The 22,183-nt window shown below is 40.5% G+C and carries 16 protein-coding genes; 11 read left to right on the top strand and 5 right to left on the bottom strand.

From position 1 onward, the window contains the following. Positions 1-32 precede the first annotated feature (32 nt). Positions 33-1,562, bottom strand: coding sequence for a glutamine-hydrolyzing GMP synthase (gene guaA, locus G4420_RS09830; RefSeq protein WP_163323479.1), 1,530 nt, complete (start codon positions 1,560-1,562; stop codon positions 33-35). 202 nt (positions 1,563-1,764) lie between these two features. Between guaA and G4420_RS09825 the strand changes: the two genes are divergently transcribed. From G4420_RS09825 to G4420_RS09805, 5 genes are all read left to right on the top strand, one after another. Further along, a complete protein-coding gene (locus G4420_RS09825) occupies positions 1,765-4,188 on the top strand; it encodes a LysM peptidoglycan-binding domain-containing protein (protein WP_163323478.1) in 2,424 nt (807 codons plus the stop codon). A gap of 73 nt (positions 4,189-4,261) precedes the next feature. Further along, positions 4,262-4,795: a hypothetical protein gene (locus G4420_RS09820; RefSeq protein ID WP_163323477.1), complete on the top strand. Its 534-nt coding sequence runs from the start codon at positions 4,262-4,264 to the stop codon at positions 4,793-4,795. 103 nt (positions 4,796-4,898) lie between these two features. Beyond that, positions 4,899-5,801, top strand: a complete 903-nt coding sequence (locus G4420_RS09815) for an alpha/beta hydrolase (protein WP_163323476.1) — start codon at positions 4,899-4,901, stop codon at positions 5,799-5,801. Positions 5,802-5,891: 90 nt separating this feature from the next. Beyond that, entirely contained in the window at positions 5,892-6,422 is a 531-nt protein-coding gene (locus G4420_RS09810; protein ID WP_163323475.1) for an NUDIX domain-containing protein, read from the top strand. Positions 6,423-6,425: 3 nt separating this feature from the next. Continuing rightward, on the top strand, positions 6,426-8,207 hold the full coding sequence (locus G4420_RS09805) for an aminopeptidase P family protein (protein ID WP_163323474.1): 1,782 nt from the start codon (positions 6,426-6,428) through the stop codon (positions 8,205-8,207). A 161-nt stretch (positions 8,208-8,368) separates the two neighbouring features. Here G4420_RS09805 and G4420_RS09800 read toward each other — a convergent pair whose 3' ends face one another. The 4 genes from G4420_RS09800 to G4420_RS09785 all read right to left on the bottom strand — a co-directional run bounded on the left by G4420_RS09800 (position 8,369) and on the right by G4420_RS09785 (position 12,907). Next, entirely contained in the window at positions 8,369-9,550 is a 1,182-nt protein-coding gene (locus G4420_RS09800; RefSeq protein WP_163323473.1) for a hybrid sensor histidine kinase/response regulator, read from the bottom strand. Continuing rightward, positions 9,551-9,958, bottom strand: a complete 408-nt coding sequence (locus tag G4420_RS09795) for a response regulator (RefSeq protein ID WP_163323472.1) — start codon at positions 9,956-9,958, stop codon at positions 9,551-9,553. A gap of 7 nt (positions 9,959-9,965) precedes the next feature. Next, positions 9,966-11,378, bottom strand: coding sequence for a PAS domain-containing sensor histidine kinase (locus G4420_RS09790; protein WP_163323471.1), 1,413 nt, complete (start codon positions 11,376-11,378; stop codon positions 9,966-9,968). 179 nt (positions 11,379-11,557) lie between these two features. Further along, the gene (locus G4420_RS09785; RefSeq protein ID WP_163323470.1) at positions 11,558-12,907 is read right to left on the bottom strand and encodes a sodium:solute symporter family protein; all 1,350 of its coding nucleotides are present in this window, start codon (positions 12,905-12,907) and stop codon (positions 11,558-11,560) included. 186 nt (positions 12,908-13,093) lie between these two features. On the opposite strand from G4420_RS09785, the gene G4420_RS09780 reads away from it, so the two are divergent. The 6 genes from G4420_RS09780 to G4420_RS09755 all read left to right on the top strand — a co-directional run bounded on the left by G4420_RS09780 (position 13,094) and on the right by G4420_RS09755 (position 22,182). Beyond that, a complete protein-coding gene (locus G4420_RS09780) occupies positions 13,094-15,055 on the top strand; it encodes a GNAT family N-acetyltransferase (protein WP_163323469.1) in 1,962 nt (653 codons plus the stop codon). A gap of 127 nt (positions 15,056-15,182) precedes the next feature. Further along, the gene (locus G4420_RS09775) at positions 15,183-17,288 is read left to right on the top strand and encodes a S9 family peptidase (RefSeq protein WP_163323468.1); all 2,106 of its coding nucleotides are present in this window, start codon (positions 15,183-15,185) and stop codon (positions 17,286-17,288) included. A 174-nt stretch (positions 17,289-17,462) separates the two neighbouring features. After that, on the top strand, positions 17,463-18,809 hold the full coding sequence (locus tag G4420_RS09770; RefSeq protein ID WP_163323467.1) for a 3-keto-disaccharide hydrolase: 1,347 nt from the start codon (positions 17,463-17,465) through the stop codon (positions 18,807-18,809). 3 nt (positions 18,810-18,812) lie between these two features. After that, positions 18,813-20,156: a Gfo/Idh/MocA family protein gene (locus G4420_RS09765; RefSeq protein ID WP_163323466.1), complete on the top strand. Its 1,344-nt coding sequence runs from the start codon at positions 18,813-18,815 to the stop codon at positions 20,154-20,156. A 170-nt stretch (positions 20,157-20,326) separates the two neighbouring features. Next, entirely contained in the window at positions 20,327-21,262 is a 936-nt protein-coding gene (locus G4420_RS09760) for an FAD:protein FMN transferase (RefSeq protein WP_163323465.1), read from the top strand. Beyond that, positions 21,259-22,182: a DUF6807 domain-containing protein gene (locus tag G4420_RS09755; RefSeq protein WP_163323464.1), complete on the top strand. Its 924-nt coding sequence runs from the start codon at positions 21,259-21,261 to the stop codon at positions 22,180-22,182. Before G4420_RS09760 ends, G4420_RS09755 begins: the two co-directional genes overlap by 4 nt. Position 22,183: the final 1 nt, after the last annotated feature.

Here is a 22,183-nt window from a genome sequence, read left to right as displayed (position 1 = left end):
GCCAAATTTGATTTCGTTACATTCTGCAACAACTATTCCCACTCAATTGTTGCAGGTGGCTTCGAACTAATATCGTAAACTACCCGGTTAATTCCACGAACTTTATTTATGATTTCGTTCGACATTTTTGCCATAAAATCGTAGGGAAGGTGTACCCAGTCGGCTGTCATTCCATCGGTTGAAGTAACCGCACGTAATGCAACAGTGTTTTCATAGGTACGTTCGTCGCCCATAACGCCTACCGATTGAACGGGAAGCAACATTACGCCAGCCTGCCAAACTTCGTCGTACAACCCCCAGCTTTTTAGGCCGTTAATAAAAATGGCATCAGCTTCCTGTAGCATACTAACTTTTTCAGGAGTTACATCGCCAAGAATACGAATTCCCAATCCTGGTCCCGGGAATGGGTGACGGCCCAGCAATTCTTTTTTAATGTTTAAAGCAGCACCTACTCGACGCACTTCATCTTTAAATAAAAGCTTAAGCGGCTCAACCACTTTTAACTTCATTTTTTCAGGAAGTCCGCCAACATTGTGGTGTGATTTGATAGTTGCAGAAGGTCCGTTTACCGATACCGATTCAATTACATCGGGATAAATTGTTCCTTGCGCCAACCATTTTACATCTTGTATTTTGTGCGCTTCTTCATCAAAAACTTCGATAAAGTTGCGACCGATAATTTTTCGTTTTTGTTCCGGATCAGTAACTCCGGCCAAATCGTCCCAGAATTTTTTGCGGGCATCAACACCAATTACATTTAGTCCCATGTCTTCGTACGAATGCAAAACATCCTCAAATTCGTTTTTGCGAAGCAGACCGTTGTCAACAAAAATGCAGGTAAGATTTTTTCCAATGGCTTTATGTAATAATACGCCGGCAACCGATGAATCAACACCACCTGAAAGACCAAGCACAACTTTGTCGTTACCCAGTTGATCCTTTAATTCCTGAACCGTTGTTTCAACAAACGAATCCGGAGTCCAGTTTTGTTCGCATCCACAAATTGTGGTAACAAAATTCTGCAGCAACTGCTTTCCTTCTGTGGTGTGGTAAACCTCGGGGTGGAACTGTATTGCCCAGGTTTTTTCGTCATCAACTTTGTAAGCTGCAAAGTTTACATCTTCGGTTGATGCAATTACCTTATAATTTTTCGGAAGTTTTACGATGGTATCACCATGCGACATCCAAACCTGCGAGTGCAGACTGATGTTTTCAAACAGAATACTATCGTGATCGATAAATCCCAGATTTGCTCTTCCGTATTCGCGTGTATTCGAAGGAGCCACTTCTCCACCATAAAAATGAGCCATATACTGTGCTCCGTAACAAACACCCAATACCGGAAGTTTGCCTTTAATTTCTGATAGATCAGGACGTGGTGCATCTTCGTCGCGAACCGAAAAAGGACTACCCGAAAGTATCACTCCTTTTACACTTTCATCAATTTCCGGAAAGTGGTTGAACGGATGAATTTCGCAATAAACATTTAGTTCGCGGACCTTACGTCCAATCAATTGTGTGTATTGAGAACCAAAATCAAGGATTAAAATCTTTTCCTGCATGAAAAATTTCTTTTGTTAATGAAAGCACAAAAGTACTAATAACGTGTCAAAATCTTTTCAAATGTGAATGAAATTAAGGTTCGTGTTAATATTAGGATTGTGTTTACCCCAAAATATTAAAATTAATTCCGAAACTATGCGTTAAGATTTAAGTGTTCTTTCAGAATTACTAAATTTGAGCGAATTTTTAAATCCACTTTTAATGAGAAGTCTTTTGCTGCTATGCATGGCATTTTTACTGTTGTTACCAAGCGAACAGGTTTTCGGGCAGAATTTTGCTGATAATGAGGTTGTTGTTGTTCAAGGCAAAAAGTTCGTTATGCACCAGGTGCGCACAGGCGAAACAATTTACTCGTTGAGCAAGAAGTTTGGCGTAACTCAAGCTGCACTTGAGGAAAACAATCCGGGAATTGATAAAGGACTAACAATAGGGCAGATGTTGAAAATTCCTTATGTTGAAGGCATTATAATGCCGAATTCAACAACAGACCAAAAGGGAGACCCCTCAGGATTTACTAAATACAAAATCGAATCGAAAAAAGAAACGGCTTATTCCGTTGCCAAAAAGTTTGGAATAACCGTGGAGGAACTTTATGCTTACAACCCAACTGTTAGGAAATTTAAAAAGCGGACAGAACTGAATATTCCATACTGGGAAAAAGAGATATCTTCGGAAGCCGGTGATTTAGCTAATAAAACCGGAACGGGGGAACAGACAATATTACATCAGGTGGTTTCAGGAGAAACTTTGTATTCGCTTGCCCGGAAATATGGAACAACCGAGCAGGAGATTCTCGCTTTAAATCCCGAAGCAAGGCAGCTAAAAACAGGAATGACCCTGAAAATAAAAACCGGCGCATCGGAGGGGGATGTAAATAAGCCTCAGCCAATTGAATTTGCAGGTAACCGAAATTACATTGAACACATTATTGAATCGGGTGAAACCATGTGGGGATTAACGCGCAAATACAATGTTTCGGAAGAGGAACTTAAAGTGATTAACCCGATTTTGAATACGGGATTTCCGGCAGGAGCAGTAATTAAAATTCCGGTTGCTGAAGCCAGCGAACCAATGGCTAAACCGGTAAACGATGAAGCTTTTGATCAGCATTTGGTGGAAAAGGGCGAGACTTTATACGGTTTATCGAAAAAATACAATGTAAGTATTCCCGATATTATAAAATATAACCCGATACTCGATCGTCGAAATCTGGCTTACGGCGAAATCATTTTAATTCCTAAAAAGCCTGAGGAAGTTTTTGCCCAGCCGGAAAGTGACAATATTGTATTTGAAGACATTGATTCGGCGAATATGCTGGAAGATTTTTATGCGGTAGAAATGCCGGTAGAAATTCCCGAGTCGTGTGTGCCTGATTTTTCAGGTTCGTTTTCGGGGAAAACATACAACGTAGCCCTGTTTTTGCCATTTTATTACGAAGCAAATGATACGCTGAACCGTGAAGATCTGGTAATTGATTCAACAGCACTTTTTACAAGTGAGGAAACAGAAATTGCTCAGGATACAACCATTGAACTGGAAGAGCGTAAGGAATTGTTTAAACAGTTTTACGGCGGAAGTGAAAACTTCGTGCAGTTTTATGAAGGTGTACTTTTAGCTGTCGATTCCTTGCAGAATATTGGTTTTAATGTAAAACTCAATGTTTTTGATACACAGCGAAACAAAGATTCGATTCGCCAGTATTTTATGGCTAACGATTTTTTCATGACGGATTTAATCATCGGACCAATTTTCCCCAGGGTGCAGCAGGAAATTGCAGCATACGCAGCGAAGAATAGGATTCCGATAGTTTCCCCATTGGCTTCGCAGACTTCGATTACACAATCGAATTCCAATTACTTCCAGGTAAATCCGTCGCGCGATTACCTGACTCGTCAAACGGCAGAAATGGTGGCTGAAGAGCATTTCAACAGTAACTTTATAATTGTAAAAACCTCGGATTATTCGGGTACTCCTGAAGGAGAATTGGTCGAACTTTTGCGCGAAAAATTCTTCAATTCAGGGATGTTAAGCAGTAGCGAGGGCGTTAGCTTTACGATCTACGATTTCGAAAACGAAGGAAGCTTCGGGTTACGTCGAATTATGTCGAAAACCAAAGAAAATGTGGTTTACATTCCTTCGGAAAACGAGGGTGAGTTAAGTGTGGCCATTTCCAATTTAAACAACCTTTCTGACGAGTATTCGATTACGCTGATTGGGTCAAGTCGTTATCCGAATTATTCGAGCATTCAGTTGGAGCAGTTTCATAATCTGAAACTGAAATACATCGCACCATATTATACCGATTATACGAATCAGCAAACCATTAATTTCGTTGAGAAATATAAGAGCAACTTCGGAACGGAACCTGATAATTTTGGTTTTCAGGGTTATGATGTAACAATGTATTTTTTAACCGCATTAATAACTTACGGTAACGATTTTGCCGGCTGTCTGCCTTACATGCATACATTCCAGATGCAGGGGAATTATCATTTCGGGCAACTTACGCAGTTCGGTGGTTATATGAACGAAGGGGTTTCTGTAATTTCGTATACCCGCGATTACGAAGTTAAACGTAAACGTGTGAAAGGGCAGCCACGTTTGATTATGGCCTCAGAATATTAATAAGTTGGTGGCATTTCTCATAAACTGATACCTGAAAATATTTTATCTTAACCGATCAATAAATTAAACTGAAATGGAAGATTTAACTGTTGGAACAAGGGTTGAACATCCGCGGTACGGAGAAGGAATAATTAGTAAAGACAACCTTACTGCTTACGAAATATTTTTTGAACGAGGCGGTAAAATAGAAATCACAAAACGTAATACCGACCTTACCGTTTTGAAAGCAAATGAAACTGCTCCAAAATCAGGACTATCAATCAGAGAAATTGAAAAGGTTTTGAGCTATGTTTTGGATAAACATGCCGCGCTGAACGAAGTAGTTCCCTTAGGCGAAAAATGGGAAGGTGGAACCCTATTGTTACAACCTGCCAATCCTGAGCTTAAGCCAAAAGAAATTCCTATTGAAATATTCTTTCACAAAATTGTAATGTTGCGCGACAGGCTGCGTGTTTTGGAGCAAAATATCAACAGCAGCAAATCTCTTACCGACGAAGAAAAAGTAAATATCCAGCAATATATAACGCGTGCCTATGGTTCGCTAACAACTTTTAATGTATTGTTTGGCGAAAAGGAGCATTATTTTGTCGGAGCAAAAACTAAATAATTATGAAACGAACATGAATTTAATTCTTCAAATCGCAAACAGAAAGAATTAAAATTTATCGGGAGTTACATCGAATACAAATGAACTAAACAATTTTAATGAAATGAAAAAAATCAACCTAATCCTACTATTTTCATTACTAACCGTGATTGTTATTGCACAAAATAAAACATTAAAAGTGTGGCCAAATGGCGCACCAAACGACAACGGGATGACCGAGCCCGAAGAGAAATACGACGGAGTGCGTGTACGAAAAGTGTCGGTAGCAGAAATGTATGTTTTCTCTCCGGAAGACGAAATTAATACCGGCGCTGCCGTGGTAATTTGTCCGGGCGGTGGTTATTGGGTTGAAGCAATGGACCACGAGGGATACGACATTGCACGTTTTCTGCAGACCAAAGGAATTACCGGAATCGTTTTAAAATACCGCCTGCCTTACGGAAACCACGAAGTTCCGTCGAGCGATGCTCGGCAAGCCATTCGAATTGTGCGCGCCAATGCAAATGAGTGGGGCATCAATCCCGAAAAGATTGGCATTGCAGGTTCTTCCGCGGGTGGTCACCTGGCGTCAACTGCCGGAACCGTTTTCGATTATGGAAATAAAGAAAGTTCAGATAAGGTTGAACAGCAAAGTTGTCGGCCCGATTTTATGTTGTTGTTGTATCCCGTAATTACCATGGATGAAGAATTTACTCATTTGGGATCTCGCGGAAACCTAATCGGCAAAGGACATGATAAAGAGTTGATCCGGAAATATTCGAACGAGTTAAATGTAAGTGCTGAAACGCCTCCAACATTTCTGGTTTTGGCCGACGACGATAAAGGTGTGGTGCCAAAAAATTCGATCAGTTTTTATTCAAAACTGAAAGAATTTGACGTACCTGCAGAAATGCATATTTTTCAAAAAGGAGGTCACGGCTTTGGTATTCGCAAAAACGGAATTCCGGCTGATAACTGGCCAAATTTATTTGTCGACTGGCTGAAAGCAAGAGAAATAATAGAATGATGAATGATGAATGTAGAATGACGATTAACGATTTACGAAGGAAAGATCTTAAATCATAAATCGTTAATCATCATTCGCAAATCGAATTAAATGAATACCCATCCTTTAAAAGTTTTAGAATATTGTCCGAAATGTGGTTCGGCGGAGTTTAACAAATCAGGCGAGCGTTCATTAAAATGTGCTGGCTGTGGGTTTCATTTCTTCATAAACTCTGCGGCTGCTGTGGCTGCTTTAGTTACCGATGATAAAGGAAAATTAATGTTGGTAACACGAGGTGTTGAACCTAATTACGGTAAACTCGATCTGCCAGGCGGATTTATCGACCCAATGGAATCGGCAGAAGATGCTGTAAAACGCGAACTAAAAGAGGAGCTGGGTTTAAAAGTAAAAGCGTTAAAATACCTGGGCTCAGCGCCAAACGAATATGTTTTTTCGGCGTACAGCGTATTTACGCTCGATATGGCATTTCAGGTTACAGCCGATTCGGTTGAGGAACTGAAACCGATGGACGATATTCTCGATTATAAGTTTTACGCTGAAGAAGATTTGAATTATGATGATATTCCTGCCCCCTCAATAAAGAAATTTGTAAAAGACTATTTTCAAGGCGCAAAGGCATAAACAATGAAGACAGAAATAAAACAACGACTGGCGGCCTTACGCGCCGAAATGAAAAAGCATGATGTTGATGCGTGGTACATTTCAGGTACCGATCCGCATTCGAGCGAATATTTACCCAAACGATGGGAGACACGCGAGTACATTTCGGGATTTACAGGCTCGTATGGTTTGGTAGCAGTAACGCTTGACAAAGCAGCTTTATGGACCGATTCACGTTATTTCTTACAGGCTAAGGAAGAGTTGGAAGGTACCGGCATTGAAATGCAGAAGTTGCGCGTTACGGATGCTGTATCGCCCGACAGCTGGCTGAGCCTTAATTTGCCAGCCGGGAGCAAAGTGGGGCTCGATGCGCAATCGTTGACAGTTGACGCTTTCAGGAGTTTGCAAAAAGGCTTTTTGAAAAAAGATATCGAACTGGTGGAAACACCCGATTTATTGGAAGGCATTTGGGAAGACCGTCCAGCTGTTCCAAACGATAAAGTTTTTGAGTTGGACGTAAAATATGCCGGAGTTGCACGATCTGAAAAACAACAAAAAATTGCTGCTGAGTTAGCGAAATTTGGCGCAGATTTTCATATCGTTTCAATGTTAGACGAACTGGCATGGTTATATAACTTGCGTGGTTCGGATGTGCCTTACAATCCGGTTTTTACTGCTTTTGCCGTTATTGGCGAGAATGAAAGTGTTCTTTTTGTCGATCCTGCCAAAATCGATTCAGAGCTGAAATCGAAACTTGAAGCCGATGGTGTTGAGGTGAAAGATTATACTACTTTTTACAACTACCTATCCGAAATTAATGGGAAGACGATTTATATCGATCCGTCAACTTTAAATTTTGCAGCTTACAGTGCCTTGTCAGGTAAAAACGAGCTTGTTGAAGGGACTTCGCTGGTGGCCATTCAAAAAGCCATAAAAAATGAAACAGAGCTGGAAGGTTTCAGAAGCGCTATGAAAAAAGATGGCGTGGCATTGGTAGAGTGTTTGCACTGGCTAAAACAGACAATTGGAAAAGAAACGATAACAGATTACGAATTCGGGAAAAAGCTGGCCGAATTCAGAGCTAAACAAGAGGATTTTAAAGGCGAAAGTTTTCCACCTATCGTTGGATACAAAAGCCGTGGAGCACTTGTTCACCTTCATATTGGAGCCGAAGATGCTTTGCCGTTGGAAGCCGATGGGGTAGTGCTTTTTGATTCCGGTGGTCAGTACATCGATGGAACTACCGATATTACCCGCACAGTTGCTTTAGGAGCAGTTTCTGATCAGTTTAAAACTGATTTTACACTTACCCTGAAAGGAATGATTGGCTTGACACAAGCCAAATTCCCTTACGGAGTAAAGGGTTGTCACCTCGATATTCTGGCGCGACAGGCATTATGGGAAAACGGAATGAATTACGACCACGGTACCGGACATGGTGTTGGTCATTTTCTGAATGTACACGAAGGGCCAATGTCAATCCGCCTTGAATACAACGAAAACCTGATGCTGCCCGGTCAGGTGTTATCGAATGAACCGGCGTTTTACCGCGAAGGGCAATACGGACTTCGAACCGAAAATATGATGGTTTGTGTAGAACGTGAAACCACAGAATTCGGGCGTTTCCTTGGTTTTGATACGCTTACACTTTGCCCTATCGACACTTCGTTGATAAAATTTGATTTGCTGAGCGATAAGGAACGCAAATGGCTAAACGGTTACCATCAGTGGGTAAACGCTGAGTTAAAGCCACTGATGGAGGATAAGTATCACAAATTTCTGGATGAATTAACAGCCGAAATTTAGTTCAGTGAGACTCTCATTACCGGAGAGAAACGAACTGTAATGAGATAGTCGAACTAATCCCGATAGCAGGGGCGTATCGGGATAAATGAGTTAATCCTCCGATGCTTGATCAATTTTAAGAATTCCCTTTTTAATACCTTGGTAGCTTGTCAGGAGGTAGTTCATTTTGCTACCGGTAAGGTAAAACAGAAGGTACTGCCTTCATTTTCCTTACTGGTAACCGATATTTCGCCGCCGTTTTTTTCCACGAATTCTTTACAAAGAAGAAGCCCCAGGCCTGTTCCGCTTTCTTTCGACGTACCGGCGCGCTGCGTTTTACTATTCAGATTGAACAGCTCATTCTTTGTTTTTTCATTCATACCAATACCATTGTCGGTAATACAGAATTCATGAAATTCTTTTTGAGTACAACAGGTTATCTCGATATTTCCCTGAATATTAGTAAACTTAATGGCATTTGAAATAAGGTTACGGAAAACCGTTGAAATCATGTTTTTGTCGGCATGACAAAGAACTTCATTAGCTACTTTATTTGTAATGGAGATCTGTTTTGTATCGGCATGTTGTTTTAAAACCTCAACATTTACACTAACCAACTTCTCGGGGTTAAAAACTTCAGGATTAATTTTTAAACATCCGATCTGCGAACGCGACCATTCCAAAAGGTTTTGCAACAATGCATAGGTATTTTTCGAAGTATCGTGAATATCCTGAACAAACTCGCGCTTGTTTTCATCTTCAAATACCTCCCAGTTTTCGAGCATAGCATCTGTTAAACCCAATAGTGCATTAAACGGGCTTTTCAAATCGTGAGCTATGATAGAGAAGAACTTATCTTTGGCGGCATTGGCCTCTCTTAATTCTTCGGTTCGCTGGGCAACCTGCTCCTCTAACGAAGCATTCAGCTCCAACAGTTCTTTGTTTTGCTTACGAATTTTAATCTCCTGAAGAAAGCTTTTTACCGCTTCTTTTACGGTTAATACCAGGTCATCTTTATCCCAGGGTTTTGCAATGTAGCGATAAAGTTGTGCATTGTTTATTGCATTGCTAATTCCTTCGATACTGGCCTGACCGGTTAACAGTATTTTTAACGACTCGGGCGAAAGTTTGTGTATTTCCTTCAATAATTCGTCGCCCTTCATTCCCGGCATAATATAGTCGGATATAATTACCGGAATTTGCTGGCCTTCGTCCAGTAGTTCTTTAAAAAATTCCAGTGCATCCTCGCCGCTGTCTGATGTTTCAATATTGTATTCTTCACCAAAAGTTGACTGAAGTTGTTCCTGTATTGCCTCAAGGATTATCTCTTCATCGTCAACACAAATGATTGTTTGTTTTTTCATCTACCCCTTATTTTCAATTTTAGACAAACCTGTTTTTATTACTCTTTCTAAATCTTCAGATGACCATGGTTTTGAAATATAAGCATGCAATTCGGCATTTTTAATTGCATTGTTAATGGCCACTTCATCAGCTTGTCCGGTTAACATTACTTTTATTATTCTGGGGAATTTCTTGTGGACCTCTATTAAAAATTCGTCGCCTTTTTTACCTGGCATTAGCCAGTCGGAAACAATTACAAGTACGTCAATTTCTTCCTTCGTCAGTTCTTCAATTACTTCCAGCCCTTCCTCTGCATTTTCTGCCGATTCATACAGATATTCATCTCCGAAAATGTTTTTTATCTGCTCGCCTAAACTGTCGAGAATTATGCTTTCATCATCAACACAAACTATTGCCTTCTTTTTCATAACTGAATTAGTTAACAGGTAATGTAATGGTAAAGGTCGTTCCTTCTCCAACTTTGCTTTCGAACTCTAAATTACCCTGGTGTTTTTCAATAATCTTTAAAACAAGCTCAAGTCCAATTCCGGTACCTTCTCCTGCTTTTTTAGTGGTGAAAAATGGTTCAAAAATCTTTTCGTGAATCTCTTCAGGAATTCCACAGCCCGTGTCGGCAATGGATACCTGAATACGTTCCTGCAGGTTTCTAATGGTAATGGTAAGTTGTCCTGTGTTATCCATTGCCTGGATGGCGTTGGATATCAGATTGGTCCACACCTGAACCAGTTCGTCGGGATAACAGTTAATCAACGGAATATTGTCGTCGTAGTTCTGCACCACCTCAATACCTTGTTTTATGCGATTATGATGCAAGGTTAGCACCATGTCGATATTCTCTTTCAGGTTGCTCAGTTCTTTTGCCATTCCCTGATCTTTATGCGTAAAACGTTTCAGGGCATATACAACTTTCGACGCCTTTTCGACAGCCATCTTTATGTTCTCCGAATTTTTTCTGACCGAATAGATATTGTGAAGCGATTTTAGAATAAATACGGGATCTTCAATCTGTAATATCGGAATAACCTGGTCTGCGTCTTCATAAAGGTTCAGGTAGATCAAGTGATCGGTAATGGTGTATGTGTCTTCAAAACCGGCGTTATCAAGCTTTTCTTTAACCAGTTTTTTATAATAGCGTTTTTCTTTCGAAATGAGTGGTGGTTTGTCGCGGCGGATCATTTTCAAAAGGGTAAGAAATGCCAATAATTGTTGCTCCGATATTTGTGTAAACAAAGTATATATGTTCGCCAAAATATCGTCCAAAGAACGCGAAATATTATCGATTGAGGCATTTATCGCTCCAATAGGCGTGTTTATTTCATGTGCCACACCTGCAATCAGATTTCCGAGCGCGCGCATTTTTTCCGACTGTACCAATTGCGACTGGGTTTGTTTCAAATCGGCAATGGTCGCCTCCAGTTCCTCGGTTTGTTGTTTAAGTTTTTCGTTTTGTTCTTTAATGGTTTTTTCGCGCTCAATACGCCTTGTAATATCGTGGGCAACGCCTTCAATCGAAATAAGCTCACCCTTTTCATTGTATAAGGGCGATTCGGTAATTTCAATTACTTTAATCGAGCCACTTTTTGTGAACAATTCAAATTGAAATGTTTTTTGCTTTTCACCAGTGGCACTTTTTTTTAGTACTTCAATGGTTTTTTTATTTAATTCGCTGTCGGTCATGTGTTTTACAAGACCAAGTTTTGCCTCTTCAACTTCGTAACCCAAAATGGTTTTAACCGATGGGCTAATATAAAGGTAATCACCATTTATGTTATGTGAATAAAAGAAATATTCGTTTCCCAGGCTTTCAATAAGCTGCTTGTATTTCATAGTCCCCCTCTTGTTTAGTCCAGCATCTTTAAATTGTCGAATGTCCCCTCCCGACAGTTTAAAACAATAATTTCGTATGGTAACGATAATTATTTATGGGCAACAAAATAAAAACAATTGTAAGAAGATTGAATATAGATTAGCAATTTCAGATCAAATTATAAAGAATTTAAAATCTGCTAAACTTTAAGATATGTTGATACGGATGTGTTTCCTGATTTACGTCCGATAAACAAAAAAAGGCCGTTTACAAAATAGCTAAGAATAATAACACCGTTTCCCAGGCTTTGATTATCAAATAAGGTTAACAGTTTGCCTGCCAAAGCGGTAACTCCTCCAAAAACAATAGCCCAAATTACGTTTTTGTTGTTCACTTTAAATCCCAGCAATCCGCATAAAACAGGAACTACAAAAGCACCTGAGAAAAAGCTGAGAGCCAGAAGTAAAGCCTGAATTACCGAGGTGATGTACAATGCAATAAGTAAACTAAGAATCCCAATTACAACAACCAGCCAGCGGGTGAGAGGAAGCGCCTGTTTTTTCTCAAGGTTTCCGCTGAATAATTCGCTTAAAATCATACTTGATGTGAGCAATGTAGTATCGGCCGATGACATTACCGCAGACAGCAATGCAGCAATAAACAAACCATAGGCCCAGTTCGGAAGCAGGTGGCCGGCAAATGCCATAATTCCTTCGTTTTCTTTTCCTGAATAAACACCTAAATAGGTGAGGGCTAATGAAACAGGGATTAATATTGATGCCACTATTATTATACTTCTTCGTGCTGTTTTTTCACTTTCGGCACAAAACAGGCGCGAGTAAATATCAGGCCCCACAACAAATGTTACCGAATAAGTCATTAACAGAACGATCAGATCAACAAGCGAAAATTTGGAATTAAACAACGCTGAAAATTTTAGAGGTTCCACCTGCGTATGTTCCGGTGACTGAATAGCAAAAAACAGTAGAGCCACCAAGCCGCTGATAATTAAAACGGCTTGCAAAGTATCTGTTTTCAGAATGCTTAACTGGCCGCCCAATAAGGTGTAGGCAATAAAAACCAGTCCGGATAAAATGGCCGCGTTCTGATACGAAATAAAGCCAAGCCCCTGCAATATTTGAGCTGCTGCAATTATTTGAGCTGCTACAATTCCTAACCACGCCAACGGAATGATAATTGTTGAAAATCGTTCGGCTTTACGGCCAAAGAACTTTCCCAACAATTCAGGGAGAGTATAATTTCCGTAACGGCTTACATATTTTGAAATTGGTGCCAGAAGAAACAAGCCAATTGCTGCCGAGAACAAAAACCACAATGCTGCCCAACCTCTGGTTTGGCTTAATTCAATGGTTCCCATTAATGCCGATCCGCCAAGAATTGTGGCGAGTAAACTACCTGATACAGGCAGTAACCCGGCCTTCTTTCCGGCCACATAATAATCTGATGGATTTTTGATCCGAAAGGCCGAATAAACGCCAATCCCAACTATAAAAACAAAATAAATAAGTATGGTTATTTCTGTTTGCATAATTCGCAGACAAATATCGCAATTAATGTTTCAATATTGTATTTTTGCTTGTCAATAAAATAAAATAGGAAAGCGTATTCATTTTATTGATCCCGAAAATAAGTTATAGCATTTAATGCTACAAAAAACTTAACGGGGTTGAAGTGTTAATTAGGTTTCAATTAGTTTTGATTTATAACGCAATAAATGGATTTGAATATCAGAAAATCACAGCCTGGTGATTTTAATTTCCTTGAAAAGCTGGAAAACGAATCTTTTCCGCAGTTTCAAAAAAGTTCTCGCAAAAGTATCAAACACAGCCTGGATAGCGCGTTTCAGGATGTTTTAATTGTAGAGTTGAAAGAAGGCAAAAAAGTAACTCCCGCCGGGGCACTCACTTTGTTTAAGTATAAACATGCATTACGAATTTATTCGATTGCAGTGGTGGGAGAATACCGAAATTTCGGTTTAGGTACTTTCATGTTGAATTATGTGAAGAACCTGGCAATCGAAAATCATTTTCAAAAAATATTGATCGAGGTTCAGTCGAAAAACAACGAGCTGATTGAGTGGTATAAAAAAAAGGGATTTAAGGAGTCGCATACCATTGCTGATTATTACGCGAGTGGGGAAGATGCTGTAAAAATGGAATTGAGTTTGGAAGCGGAAGAGGTTCGGAAAAAGACCACAAATATTATCGTAATCAACCAACCGCACAAATGGACTTTTACCGATGTAAACGCTAAAGTTATTTCGGTAAAAGAATACATTAGCAACCCGGTTTACCAGAACAGTGCCGACATACGTGTTTTTAATCTCTGCAGTTCTTACAAATACCAGAGTTACGGTTATTATGTGTCGTTGCTGGCAGCGGCTCGCGGGCACCGTGTAATTCCCAGTTCGGTTACACTGCGCGATTTTAAAATGCTGAAGGTAATCCATTCCACATCGTACGATATTGATGAATTGATAAACAAAGCGCTGCAAAAAGTAAAAGACGATAAATTTCAGTTGAAAATCTATTTTGGACAGACAGCCACAAAAGGGTTTAACGCAATTGCCAACCGGCTTTACCTGCTGTTTGAAACGCCGCTTTTCGAGATTGAATTTGTAAAACAGGAGAAATGGATCATTAAGGGAATAAAAGTTCTAACTCTAAATAAATTACCCGAAAGTGAAATTGAGGTTATTTACGAGTTTGCACGTAAATATTTTAGCAAAAGGCGTTTTAATAAAACCACGCTTATCAATTATAAATACGACATTGCCATTTTGGTTGACCCTGAAGAAGAAACGCCACCATCGTGCAAACGGGCGCTTCAAAAGTTTAAATCGGCGGCCAACCGTAAAGGTTTGTATGCCGAGTTTATAACCAAAAACGATTTTGATAGAATAAACGAATTCGATGCACTTTTTATCCGCGAAACCACAAATGTAAACGACCATACCTATGAATTTTCACGTATGGCCTACGCCGAAGGGTTGGTGGTTATTGACGATCCGTGGTCGATACTTCGTTGCTCCAATAAAATATTTCAGAACGAGATTTTCAGAAAACACAAAATACTAACTCCGCAAACGGTTGTTTTCACCAAAAACATTTTTGAAAAGAAAGACCTTGACGATATGAATTTTCCGCTCGTGCTAAAACAACCCGACAGTGCATTTTCGTTGGGAATAACAAAAGTGGAAAATAAGGAAGAAGCTTTTGATGCCATTAACCAGCTGTTCAAAAAATCGGATATGATCGTATGCCAGGAGTTTCTTTATTCTGAATTCGACTGGAGAATCGGGATACTTGATAACCGGCCGCTTTTTGCCTGCAAATATTACATGTCGAAAGGGCACTGGCAAATTTACAACTGGACCGGAGAAGCTGAAGAGTATTCGGGCGATTCGGAAACAGTAAACATCGAAGATGTGCCTGAAGAAGTGGTAAAAACAGCTTTAAAAGCAGCAGCTTTAATTGGCGACGGATTGTATGGTGTTGACCTGAAGCTGGTAAACGATAAGGTTTATGTGGTTGAAGTGAATGATAATCCGAACATCGATGTGGATATTGAGGATTACATTTTAAAAGATAAATTGTATGATCAGGTTATCGAATCGATTTATAACCGGATTGAAATTTCGAAAAATATTCAGAAGATAAATTTCAGAAATAAGTAAAACGCCTGATTGGGGTTATAAGATTGATCATAATAGAATGAACTTTCATTTTGAAAGCTGGTTGTTTAAATGTAATTTCAAAACTTCCTGAAAAAAATATTAAGAATATCAACTAATTACCAAAAGCATGAAGAAGTTAATTTATTTGAGTTTTATTTGGGGATTATTTTTAGTGGCATGTACTTCGAAAGAGAAGATAGAGCCACCTGTTGCAAAAAAGATAATGAAAGAACTTACGATACATGGTCATACGCGCGTTGATAATTATTACTGGATGAACGAGCGCGAAAATCCTGAAGTGATCGCACATTTGGAGGCAGAAAATGCCTACAAAGATGCTGTGATGAAACATACCGAACCGCTTCAGGAAAAGTTGTTTGAGGAGATTAAATCGAAAATTAAGCCGGAAAATAAGTCGGTTCCGTACAAAAAGAATGGGTACTACTATTACTACAAACAACTACCCGGTAAAGAATACGATGTAAATTGCCGGAAAAAGGGAAGTCTCGATGCCGAAGAAGAAGTTATGCTCGACGAAAATGTGTTGGCAGAAGGTCAGGATTTCTTTATGCTTGGCGGCCTGTCGGTAAGCCCCGATAACAAACTAATAGCATATGGTGTTGATACCGTTAGCCGCAGAAAATACACCATTCATTTTAAAAACCTGGAAACCGGCGAAATACTGGAAGATGCCATTCCTTTAACCACAGGAAGTGCAGTTTGGGCCAACGACAATAAAACGGTGTATTATACTTTGAAAGACGATGTTACGCTGCGCTCAGAAAAAATTATGAAGCACGTAGTGGGAACACCGGTTGAAGATGATGTTGAAGTGTTTTATGAAGACGATGAAACATTCTCAGTGTTTATCTTTAAAACCAAGTCGCAAGAATATCTGATCATTGGAAGTGAAAGTACACTGACTTCAGAATATCGGTTTCTGGATGCCAATAATCCGGAGGGTGAATTTAAGATCATTCAGCCCCGTGTAAGAGGATTGGAATATTCGGTTGATCATTTTGGTAACGACTTTTATATTCGTACCAACCTTGATGCATTAAACTTCCGTTTAATGAAAACTCCGGTAACAGCTACCGAGAAAGAAAACTGGACGGAAGTGATTCCACATCGCAGCGATGTTTTCTTCGATAATTTTGAAATTTTAAAAGATTACCTGGTTGTTACCGAACGTATAGAGGGTATAAATCAACTTCGCGTTATTTCGTGGAATGGTGGTGAATATTACATCGATTTTGATGAAGAGGTATATACGGTTAATCCGAATGTAAACCTCGATTTTGATACCGAAGTTTTCCGTTTTAGCTATACCTCGCTAACTACGCCTAATTCAATTTTTGATTACAATCTGAAAACAAAGGAACGCATCTTATTGAAACAGGATGAAGTGTTGGGTGGTTTTAACAAAGACGATTACGAAACCAAGCGTATTTATGCAACTGCCAGCGACGGAACAAAAATTCCTATATCGATCGTTTACAAAAAAGGAATGGAAAAGAATGGCGATAATCCTACTTTGTTGTACGGTTATGGTTCATACGGAATTACTTACAATCCAGGCTTTTCGTTAGCTCGTTTGCCTTTGCTCGATCGTGGTTTTGTGTATGCAATTGCACACATTCGCGGAAGCCAGATCAATGGTCGCCAGTGGTACGAAGACGGTAAACTCTTGAAAAAGATGAACACATTTACCGATTTTAACGACTGTGCGCAATTCCTGATCGACGACGGATACACCAACTCAGAAAAATTATTTGCGATGGGCGGAAGTGCCGGCGGACTTTTAATGGGCGCCTGCATCAATCTTCGCCCCGACTTGTATAAAGGAGTAATCGCAGCCGTACCTTTTGTTGATGTGGTAACTACAATGCTCGACGAGAGTATTCCGCTTACCACGAGCGAATTTGACGAATGGGGAAATCCAAAAATCGAAAAGTATTATCATTACATGCTTTCCTATTCGCCATACGATAATGTGGAAGCGAAAGATTACCCGGCATTGCTGGTTACAACCGGACTGCACGATTCGCAGGTACAGTATTGGGAGCCCGCCAAGTGGGTAGCCAAATTGCGCGAGTTAAAAACCGACGATAATCCGCTACTCTTCCATATTAATATGGAATACGGCCATGGAGGGGCATCCGGCCGCTTCGAGTGGATAAAAGAAACGGCATTGGAATATGCATTTATTTTCGACCAGTTAGGAATAGAATAGAGAAGCACTAAATAATCGGCCCCGGCATTAGTTTGCCGGGGCTTTTTTATTCCTTCAAATTTATTTTTGAATTCTACCATTATTTCCTTGCAAAATCCAAAATTTGATTAATTTTGTTGGTGCCGTGTTCGTACACGGTCGAAAATAAACCAATTAAAACGTAAATCTAATACAGTGAAAAACTTTATTTCAATCTTATTTCTTACTATCTCTTTAAGTTTAGTAACAAATGTAAATGCCCAGGATGGCTGGGTAAACCTTTTTAATGGTGAAAACCTTGATGGGTGGATACAACGTAATGGTGAAGCAAAATACGACGTGGTTGATGGGGTAATTGTTGGAACAACGGTTGCCGGAACACCAAATTCCTTTTTGTGTACCGAAAAAAATTACAGCGATTTTGTTTTTGAAGTTGAATTGCTGGTTGAGCCTAATATGAATTCGGGTATTCAGTTCAGAAGCTTAAGTGTGCCCGAATACAACAACGGACGCGTACATGGCTACCAGTGCGAGGTTGACCCGTCGGAAAGAGCCTGGAGCGGCGGTATCTACGATGAAGCAAGACGCGGCTGGCTGTACCCGCTCGACCTTAATCCCGAAGCGCGAAAAGCCTTGAAAATGGGGCAGTGGAATAAGTACCGCATCGAATGTATCGGAAACTCAATTCGTACATGGTTAAATGATATTCCGGTTGCTCATGTATTCGACGATATGACCGCTGAAGGTTTTATTGCTCTTCAGGTACATGGAATTGGCAACAACAAGGAAAAAGAAGGTGAGCAAATTAAATGGCGCAATATCCGCATAAAAACTGATAACTTGGAACCGGCAATCTATACCGACATTCATGTTGAAAATTTAGTGGCTAACGATTTGAGCGAACTGGAAAGAAAACAAGGTTTTAGGTTGCTTTTTGATGGTGAGTCAACCAACAATTGGAAAAGTGCAAAAACAGGTGAATTCCCGGAGAAAGGCTGGCAGGTAAAAGATGGAATTTTATCGGTATTGTCAAGTCAAAATGATCCTGGTAAAAGAGGTGGCGATATTATTACAAAAGAGGAGTTTGGGCCATTTGAGTTCAAGTTTGATTTTATGTACACCGAAGGAGCAAACAGTGGTGTTAAATACGGAATTGGCAACAACGGCCCGGGTATCGGTTTGGAATATCAGATTCTGGACGATGAAAAGCATCCTGATGCCAAACAAGGAGTTGTAGGTAACCGCACCATGTCATCGTTGTACGATCTCATTCCATCAAGCAAAGAAAGACGTTTTTCAAATGGACCTAACGAATGGAATCGTGGTCGGATTGTGGTTTTCCCAGACGGAAAAGTGCAACATTGGTTAAACGGAAGAAAAGTTGTGGAATACACGCGTGGCAGTAATATTTATAAAGCGCTTGTGGCACGCAGTAAATATGCCGGGTTTGAAGGTTTTGGAATGGCTGAAAAGGGGCCTGTTTTATTGCAGGATCACAACGATACTGTTCACTTTAGAAGTTTAAAAATAAGAAATTTATAACCAATGACTAACAGAAGAGATTTTTTAAAAAAGGTGTCGGCAGGTGCAGCCGGTGTTGCAGTTGGCGGAACTGCCATGGGTATGTCGGCAAAGAGTTACAGTAAAATTTTAGGTGCCAACGACAAGCTAAATGTCGCCATTATGGGGCTGGGCCGCCGTTTGGGTGCTTACTACGAGCCAATTGCTGAAAAGGAAAGCAACGTTGAGCTAAAATACCTGTGCGATGTAATGGAGCATCAGCGTAATCGTGCTGCCGAGAGGTTTGCAAAACACATTGATTACAAACCTAAACTTGAGAACGATTTCCGAAAAATTCTCGATGACAAGGATGTGGATTGTATTATCAATGCCACTCCCGACCACTGGCATACTCCGGGTTCGGTAATGGCTATGCAGGCCGGAAAACATGTTTATGTGGAGAAACCATGCAGCCATAACATGGCCGAAAATGAGATGATCGTTAAAGCCGCCGAGAAATACAACAAGGTTGTTCAAATGGGTAATCAGCAACGTTCGTCGGAGCATACCATCGAGATTATAAAAGAAATTCATAACGGAATTATTGGTGTGCCTTATCGGGCAGTGGCCTTTTATATCAACAACAGAGGTGAGGTGCCTGTGCAGAAAAAAGCTGCAGTACCTGCCGGCCTTGACTGGGAAATCTGGCAGGGACCTGCAATTCACCGCGACTATACCGAAGAAACATGGGATTACAACTGGCACTGGTACGGTTGGAATTACGGAACCGGAGAAACCGGAAACAATGCAACTCACGAGCTGGATGTAGCGCGTTGGGCACTGCAGGTAGGTTTACCAAACAATGTGCATGTTGAAGCCGGTAAACGTCATTTCTTCGAGGATGGCTGGGAAATGTACGATACCATGGATGCAACTTTCCTTTTCGGAGGAGACAAAGTAATTAAATGGGACGGCCGTAGCCGCTCCGGTCAGGATACGTATGGTTTGGGAGGCCGCGGAACAATTATTTACGGTAGCGAAGGAACTGTTTTTGTCGACCGTGGAAAATATATTGTGTACGATCGTAACGGAAAAGTTGTAAAAGACAGCGTAACAGGTTCGCAGGAAGCCGGTACCGCACTTGGTGGTGGTGGCGATACGTCAACCGCTCACGTTCAAAACTGGTTTAGCGCAATTCGTGGTGTGGGCAAACTGAATTCACACATTATGGAAGGCGCAATTAGCCAGACAATGGTGCATTACTCAAATGTTGCATACCGAATCGGACACGGTTTTGATATTTGCGATAAAACCGGAATTATGTACGACCGCGACGCCATGAAATTGTGGGGCAGAGAGTACGATAAAAATTGGGAGCCAAAACTATAGAAATACAACAATATTGAAAAGGCGGGGATTTCCCTGCCTTTTTTTGTTTCCGTTTTTTTAAAAAGAAGGAGTATAAATTAACCATGGGTTTGTATTTGTAGGCGCGAAGGCCTGTAAATATCACTTACTTTTTTAATTTAGTGCTCTACTGGAACCATAAAACTAAGAGAATGACGGAACCTACTATTTTTAGTGATACTTTTCTGGCCTTTGGCAGTCATTGCGACGTAGTGCTGCCAAACCTTGAGGCCGGTACCGCAAAAAACATATTTCAACAGATTAAAGCCGATATTGAACAGCTGGAAAGTACGATCAGCCGTTTCAGTTTATTGTCTGATATCCATGAGCTCAATCAAACCGGAAAAGACGTTTGGATAGAAGTTCCTGCCGAGTTGTGGGAAATTCTGACTATTGCAGACGATTTTAACCAAATGAGTCAGGGCGCTTTCGATGTAACGATGTTTCCGGTGCAATCGCTTTGGGTTGAAAAGGAAAATGTTGAAAAAAACGAACTGGAGGAGGCACGACAAAATTGTGGTTTTGATAAAATAGAACTCGACCTTGATAACAAACGACTTCGTTTTAAAGAGGATGGTGTTGAGTTGGATTTTGGTGCCATTGAAAAAGGATTTGCACTTGATTTGGTTAAACCTCTGTTACTCGATCTGGGTGTTAAAAATGCCATAATCAGTTTTGAGGAAGATGTGGTGTTGGCACTCGGAAACCATCCGGCCGGAACAGACTGGCCTTTGGGAATCCGGAATCAGCAGCAGCCAAACGAATTTGCACATGTTTTTGAGGTATCGGGGCAAAGCGTTTATACAACCGGAACCGTTTACATTCGCGACGATGGCGAAGGAATGAAAACCCGAAAGATCATCAGTCCGGCCACCGGTCTTCCTGTTAAAGGCAAACGAACTGTTTCGGTAAAAGCCGATTCCGCAACCATGGGGGCCTTTATTGCCAATATTTGGCTCATCCTGCCGGAGAACGATAAAGCCATCATCTCTAACCAACTGAGTAATGTTGAAATTCTGGAAGTTGAATATACCCACGATGATGTAAAAACAAAGACAACGATAATAGAAAAGGAGGATCTTTCATGAAAAGATCTTTTGTAATATCGCTACTCCTGGTTCTGCTAACCAACGGATTGGTTTGGGGACAATTAACCATGAAAAAGCAGCAGGATGGAATTAAAATCGTTGATGGTTCTTCAAACGTTTTGTTTTACCGGATGCATCCGCTGAACAAAGATGGCGCTTACGAGCGTTGCAACTATATTCACCCGCTTTGGGGACTTAACGGCAAGGTGCTTACCGAAGATTTTCCTGCCGATCATTTACATCATCGCGGCGTTTTCTGGGCCTGGCACCAGGTTTGGATTGGCGATGAACGTATTGGCGATCCGTGGGAAATAAAGGATTTTGACCAGGAAGTTACGGAGATCGAATTTGTGAAAGAACCCGATGAAACGGTGTGGCTAAAAAGTGAGGTGCTTTGGTCGTCCGACAAGTGGAAAAAGAATGGCAAACCAAAGCCCTATATTCAGGAGAACGTTTCCATTCACATACACAAAAGCGCGCTAAAATACCGAAGAATTGATTTTGAAATCAGCCTGCTGGCACTGGAAGAGAATTTAAGACTTGGAGGCTCCGAAGATGAAAAAGGTTACGGTGGTTTTTCTGTTAGAATGATTTTACCCGACGATGTTCAGTTCTCTGGAAAAAATGGCAATATAAAACCTATGGAAACTGCAGTTGAGTCGCACGGATTTGTTAACATATCAGGATCGCTGGGAAAAGGAAATTCACAGGCCGGTATTGTAATCCTTGATAATAAGGAAAATCCCGGTTATCCGCAGAATCTGATCTTACGAGAAAAGAACAGCATGCAAAATATCGCCTGGCCGGGCTCTGAAACGGTTGCGTTGTCAACTACCGAACCTTTGATTTTAAAATATTCGCTTATTGTTTATTCCGGCAAAATGAATGCAAAAAGAATTTCAAAAGTGATTAATGAATAAA

The organism is Draconibacterium mangrovi, from assembly GCF_010586825.1.
Taxonomy (GTDB): domain Bacteria; phylum Bacteroidota; class Bacteroidia; order Bacteroidales; family Prolixibacteraceae; genus Draconibacterium; species Draconibacterium mangrovi.
This window is presented reverse-complemented; position numbering and strand designations above follow the sequence as displayed.